This is a genomic window from Salidesulfovibrio brasiliensis JCM 12178, assembly GCF_001311825.1.
Classification (GTDB): Bacteria; Desulfobacterota; Desulfovibrionia; order Desulfovibrionales; family Desulfovibrionaceae; genus Pseudodesulfovibrio; species Pseudodesulfovibrio brasiliensis.
On sequence record NZ_BBCB01000129.1, the window covers coordinates 1 to 5,742 of the forward strand.

A 5,742-nucleotide genomic window follows, 5' to 3' on the forward strand; every position below is an offset into this window, starting at 1 on the left:
GGGCGGGGGTGCTAGCAGGACGGGCCGCGTGCGCTACCGGGAGTCCTCGCGTCCGTGCAGGAAGAGCTCCTGCCAGTCGAGGGGCTTGAGGGAGCGGTGATTGCGGGCTTGAAGCTCGGGCCAGCCGTCCTCGGGGATGGTTTTGACCGCAACGCGGTTCACGAACTGCTTCCCGTCGTCGCCGCAGCACTTGCAGGCCCAGCCGCAGATGTCGCAGGTGCAGCCGCCGGTCTTGACGGCCTCTTTGAGCACACCCGCCTTGTCGCAGCAGGCGTCGCAGAGAAGCAGGTGTGGATTGGTTGTATCTGCCATGGTGGATAGTCTCCTCCCACCAATGTATAGTGGGGCCATGAACGAAGTGCAACCCGTTACCATGAACCTTCCGCTTGTGTGCAAGGGCGACCCTTCCGACATGCCTGACCGGCCGGTCTGCCTTGACGAGGCCCCGGAGCGACCGGGCGAAGGGGGGCAGCGGATCGTGTGCGCCGCCTGCGGCAACCTTGTCACCAATACAGCCGCAAAGGTGGAGGTCAACGGTTCGCACCGGCACGTCTTTTTCAACCCACACGGCATCATGTTCGAGCTCGGCTGCTTCATGGCCGCGCCCGGGACCATACGCACAGGCCCGCCCGTGGAGGAGTTCACGTGGTTTTCCGGACATTCGTGGCAAATCGCCATCTGCGGGCGGTGCAACGTGCACCTCGGCTGGTATTACGAAACGTCTTTCTCCGGCTTTTATGGTCTGATACTCCCCGCCTTGCGCGAGGAGGAGGGCTAGAGGTCCGGCCCGGCTTGCCATCCTGCGGCAAATCCGTATCCTCCGGGCATGGCAGACCGTTACCCCGTTCCCGCATCCCGGCACCGCGTGGAAGAGACCATCAAGCGCAGCCGGTTCATCACCACCGTGGCCCGCGTGGAATCGCCCGAGGAGGCCCGCGCGTTCGTGGCTGAGATCAAGGAAGAATATCCTGACGCCACCCATAACTGCTGGGCCTTTGCTGCCGGTCCGCCCGGCGATACGGCCCGTGTGGGCATGAGTGACGACGGCGAACCGCACGGCACGGCCGGAAAGCCTATGCTCACGGTGCTGCTGCACGGCGGCGTGGGCGAACTGGCCGTGGTCGTGACCCGGTATTTCGGGGGCATCAAGCTCGGCACCGGAGGGCTGGTGCGAGCCTATTCGGGCATGGTGCAGCTCGGGCTGGAGTCGCTGCCCACGGTGGAGCGGGTGGACACCGTGGATGTGGAGGCGCTTATGCCATACAACGCGGTCACGCTCTTTAAGCGGATGCTTTCCGATCACGAAGCCGAGGTGCTGGAAGAGCGTTTCGGCACCGACGCGGGGTTCCTGCTGCGGCTGCCCCAGGAACGCCTTCAACGCTTTGAGCTGGCGCTTGACGAACTTACTAGCGGGCAGGCGCTTCTGGAGATCGTCAGTGACAATCTGTCTTGAATCTTGTGATAAAAGGGCGACGGTGCCCGTCGATATCCACGCCTTCCGTCTCTTGGTCGGAAGGCTTTTTCGTGTGTGACCCTTTACGCGCAGTCGGCAATCAGATAGTCTAAAAATATTCCAGAAAACGTGTAACCCCAGAGGCCGCATGTCGCTCAGAAAGCTCACCGCACTGTTTCGGCTCCTTGACGACAAATCCGAGAAGGCCAAAGAGGCCGCTCTCTTCGAGATCAAGGAGCTCAAGGCCGACCTCTCTGAATTGGAGCGGCATCTTCAGGGGAGAAAGAAACACACCGACGTCCAGCCGGACGACTTCATCCGAAGCGCCTACGAGATCGCTGCTCAGCTTCGGGACATGCGGCAGCGGCAGGCCATCGTCGAGGAAATGCGCGACGAGGTGGCCGAGACAGAGGCCGAGGAGTACCTCGAAACCCGTGGCGCAAAGCTCATGAAGCGCCCGGCGGGCTGGCACTGGACCAGCTCGCAGGATGAACGGTTTCTGCTTCATGAGAGCAACCCGGTCGTTGCGGCCGGGGAGTTGCGAAAGCTCCTTGCTTCCGGCAAGCGCCGCAAGCGCACCAAAAAGAAGAAATAACCGGGGGATGCCATGGTTCGCCCTGTCCTGTTGTGGGTTCTGATCGTCCTTGTAGCCGGTTGCGCGCCCAAGGTCAGCCTGTTCGGCGACAACGAGCAGCCGCTCAAGGAAGTGGTGCTGGAGGAAGGGGCGGATGCCAAGGTCGCGGTCATGTCCCTTGACGGCTTCATCTCCGCCTCGGCCCGACGGGGCATGCTCAGCCGCAGGCCGAGCGTGGTGGACGAACTGGTCATGCGCCTTCGCGCCGCGGAAAAGGACCCCTTGGTCAGGGCCGTGGTGGTCAAGATCAATTCCCCGGGCGGCACGGTCACGGCCAGCGACATCGTGTATCACGAACTGACACGCTTCCGGGAGCGCACCGGCAAGAAGGTCGTTGCCTGTCTCATGGATACTGCCGCGTCTGGCGGCTACTACGCCGCGTTGGCAGCGGATTCCATCGTGGCCCATCCCACCACCGTCACCGGCTCCGTTGGCGTCATTTTCGTGATGCCCAAGGTTCACGGCCTCATGGACAAGGTCGGCGTGGAGGTTGATGTCACCAAGTCGGGAACGGACAAGGACATGGGGTCCCCGTTCCGTCCTGCCACCGAACGGGAGCGGGCCATGTTTCAAACCATCATCGACGGCATGGCGGAACGGTTCACCGGGCTGGTGCGCGAGCGGCGCTCTCCCGGTGACGAGGCCATGACAACCATCGCATCCGCGCGTATTTTCACGGCGCAGCAGGCAAAGGCGCTGGGTATGGTTGATCGCATCGCGCACCTTGAAGGGGCCTTTGAGGAGGCGGCCGCACAGGCGGGAATCGAAGGCGAGCCTACAATTATCGCCTACCGCCGCACCGTTTACCCGGACGACACCCCCTACAATTCACTGAGCGCCGCCTCGCCCGCAGGGAACCTGTTCGGGGCTGACGTGTCGACCCTGTTGCCCCCGCCGCCGGGCTTTCATTACCTGTGGACCGCAACGGGCCGGGAATAAGCGGTATTCCTACAAGTTGGAGAGCATCGGCCCCCGGCCACATGAAAAAGCTGGAAGCAGGTTGTGAGTAATGATATTCATTCAAGGATGGACACCGCTTTCGAAGCCGTTTTCGTAGCACGGCAACCGATATTCACACCTTCTCTGGACGTCTGGGGGTACGAACTGCTGTTTCGTACCTCAATCGATTGCAATACGGCCATAATCGAGGACGGTGAGCGGGCCACGGCCAGCGTGCTGGCCGACGGTCTCGTGGCTGCCACGCAGGACATGCCGCAGGGCCGCAAGATTCTCGTTAACTTTCCTGAAGCGCTGCTCGCATCCGAAGCGGCCTATGCCCTGCCCGTGGACCTCGGCGTAGTGGAAATCCTTGAAACAGTCTCGGCGACCGAAGAGACCTTCGAGGCCGTGCGGGAGCTTCGCTCCGAAGGCTACACCATTGCGCTGGACGACTACACGGGAGAGGAGCGCAACCGTCCGCTGCTCAAGTATGCCGACATCGTCAAGGTGGACATTCTGGAGCTTGGGTCTGACGCCGAGACGGTGAAAAAGGTCGTTGCGACCATTCCGGAAGGGAAACTGCTGCTTGCCGAAAAGGTCGAGGACCGCGAAACCTTCGAGATGCTCAAGCAGCTGGGGTTCACCCTGTTTCAGGGCTTCTTTTTCAGCAAGCCGGAAATCCTTGAAGGCAGGAAACTCAGCTCGGGCGAACTCTCCCGGTTGCAGATAATGGAAGAGCTGGGGCGCGAGGAGGTCTCGCTGGAGAGGCTCTCCGAAATTCTCGGCACCGACCCGTCCCTGTCCTACCGGCTGTTTCGTTACATAAACTCGGCCAGCTTCGGCCTGAGCGTCAAGGTGGACTCCGTGGAGCGGGCCGTGGCCATGCTGGGCATCAAGCAGATCACCCAGTGGCTCAAATCGGCCATTCTCTCCGACATGGCCCCGTCCCAACGCGGTGCGGAGCTTGCCTTTCTCTCCGTGCAGCGCGCCAAGTTTCTTGAACTGCTCTGTGACGAGACCGACGCCTGCTCCATCCCAGATCCGCTGTTCATCACCGGGCTTTTTTCCCTGCTCGACGCCATGCTGGACATCCGAATGAAGGATATCCTCGAAACCCTGCCGCTGGACCAGACCGTTGTGGACGCCCTGACCGGGAAGAGCAAGCTGCACAAGCTGCTCATGCTGGCTCACAGTTATGAACGCGGCTACTGGGCGGACTGCGACCGGCGCATGAAGGCGCTGGGCCTGAAGCCGGAGCGCGTCAATCGTCTCTATGCCCAGTCCCGCAACTGGGCCGCACAGGTCATGGGCGCGGCGCGCTAGCCCTTTCTTTCCATCACCCTGCGAATCTGCTAGGTATCCCTGCAACACGGGAGATCGATCAATGAAGAAGATCAAGCTGGTCAACACGGTCCGCGCGGCCGGTTGAGCCGCAAAGATAGCTCCGGGGGACCTGGAGCTCGCCCTTTCCGGCCTCGACACGAGGGCCGATTCGAGACTGCTTGCAGGCAGGAGCGGTGACAATGACGATGCCGCCATCCTGACTTTCCCGGCAGGGAAGGCGCTGGTGCAGACGGTCGACTTCTTCACGCCCATTGTCAACGATCCCTACCGCTTCGGCCAGATCGCCGCGGCCAACGCCCTCTCCGACGTCTATGCCATGGGCGGGGAGCCGTGGTCGGCCATGAACATCGTCTGCTTCCCTGCCAAAGACATGCCCGGCGAGATTCTTGCCGAGGTCCTGCGCGGCGGCATGGACAAGATCAACGAATCCGGCGCAGTGCTCTCCGGCGGCCATTCGGTGGAAGACGCGGAGCTGAAGTACGGGCTGGCCGTGTCCGGCATCGTGGACCCGGACGGGTTCGCCTCCAACCGCGGTGCGGAGCCGGGGGATGCGCTGATTCTGACCAAACCCATCGGCACCGGCGTACTTGCCACGGCGGTGAAGGCCGAATGGGACGGCGCGGACGATATGGAAGAGACGCTCTACAAGTACGCGGCGCACCTGAACAAGGCGGGCGGCGCGGTCATTGCCAAGCTGGGCCTCAAGGGGGCCACGGACGTGACCGGTTTCGGCCTCGGCGGGCACCTTATCGAGCTGGCAGAGGCCAGTGGTGTGTCTGCGGAGCTTGACCTTTCGGCCATCCCTTTCATTCCCGAAGCCGTGGAACTGGCGGGCATGGGCATGCTCCCTGCGGGGAGCATCTGCAACCGCAACTACTACAAGGCCAAGACCGCTTCGGCGGACGGGGTCGATCCCATACTCTTCGACCTCGTTTTTGACGCCCAGACCTCCGGCGGCCTGATTCTTTCCGCCCCGCAACCGCTTGTGAAGAAGGCTGTTTCCATGCTTGAGGCGGCCGGGGAGTCCGCTGCGGTGGTGGGCAGGGTTCTTGAGCAGAAGCCGGGTACACCGCTTATCATTTCCTGAGGCACATGACCAAAACCGCAACCGACTACAACAACGAACTGCCCATCGGCGTCTTCGACTCCGGCGTGGGCGGGCTGACCGTGCTCAAGGCGCTCATGCGGCGGCTTCCGGGCGAACGGTTCCTGTATCTGGGCGACTGCGCCCGGCTGCCATACGGCACCAAGAGCCCGCAGACCGTGACGCGCTATGCGCTGCAGGCCGCCTCGGTGCTGGCCTCGCGCGGGGTGAAGCTCATGGTCATCGCCTGCAACACCGCCAGCGCCATCGGGCTGGACGCGGTGCGGG

At 62.5% G+C, this 5,742-nt stretch carries 8 protein-coding genes; 7 read left to right on the top strand and 1 reads right to left on the bottom strand.

The features are described from left to right. Nucleotides 1–33: 33 nt before the first annotated feature. Nucleotides 34–312 carry a hypothetical protein gene (locus tag JCM12178_RS16705; RefSeq protein WP_054653072.1) on the bottom strand — a complete coding sequence of 93 codons (279 nt, stop codon included), beginning with the start codon at nucleotides 310–312 and terminating at the stop codon, nucleotides 34–36. A gap of 37 nt (nucleotides 313–349) precedes the next feature. Here JCM12178_RS16705 and JCM12178_RS16710 point away from each other — a divergent pair, with 37 nt between their 5' ends. The 7 genes from JCM12178_RS16710 to JCM12178_RS16740 all read left to right on the top strand — a co-directional run. Next, entirely contained in the window at nucleotides 350–778 is a 429-nt protein-coding gene (locus tag JCM12178_RS16710) for a cereblon family protein (RefSeq protein WP_054653074.1), read from the top strand. Between the two features lie 48 nt (nucleotides 779–826). After that, complete coding sequence (locus JCM12178_RS16715) at nucleotides 827–1,453, top strand: YigZ family protein (protein WP_054653076.1); 627 nt, start codon at nucleotides 827–829, stop codon at nucleotides 1,451–1,453. 148 nt (nucleotides 1,454–1,601) lie between these two features. Beyond that, complete coding sequence (locus JCM12178_RS16720) at nucleotides 1,602–2,048, top strand: hypothetical protein (RefSeq protein ID WP_054653077.1); 447 nt, start codon at nucleotides 1,602–1,604, stop codon at nucleotides 2,046–2,048. Nucleotides 2,049–2,060: 12 nt separating this feature from the next. Next, nucleotides 2,061–3,026, top strand: coding sequence for a signal peptide peptidase SppA (sppA, locus tag JCM12178_RS16725; RefSeq protein ID WP_054653079.1), 966 nt, complete (start codon nucleotides 2,061–2,063; stop codon nucleotides 3,024–3,026). A gap of 63 nt (nucleotides 3,027–3,089) precedes the next feature. After that, entirely contained in the window at nucleotides 3,090–4,349 is a 1,260-nt protein-coding gene (locus JCM12178_RS16730; protein WP_245628841.1) for an EAL and HDOD domain-containing protein, read from the top strand. 61 nt (nucleotides 4,350–4,410) lie between these two features. Next, nucleotides 4,411–5,457: a selenide, water dikinase SelD gene (gene selD, locus JCM12178_RS16735; RefSeq protein ID WP_083466017.1), complete on the top strand. Its 1,047-nt coding sequence runs from the start codon at nucleotides 4,411–4,413 to the stop codon at nucleotides 5,455–5,457. A 5-nt stretch (nucleotides 5,458–5,462) separates the two neighbouring features. Then, the coding region (locus tag JCM12178_RS16740) for a glutamate racemase (protein ID WP_172677175.1) at nucleotides 5,463–5,742 on the top strand (280 nt) is incomplete at its 3' end.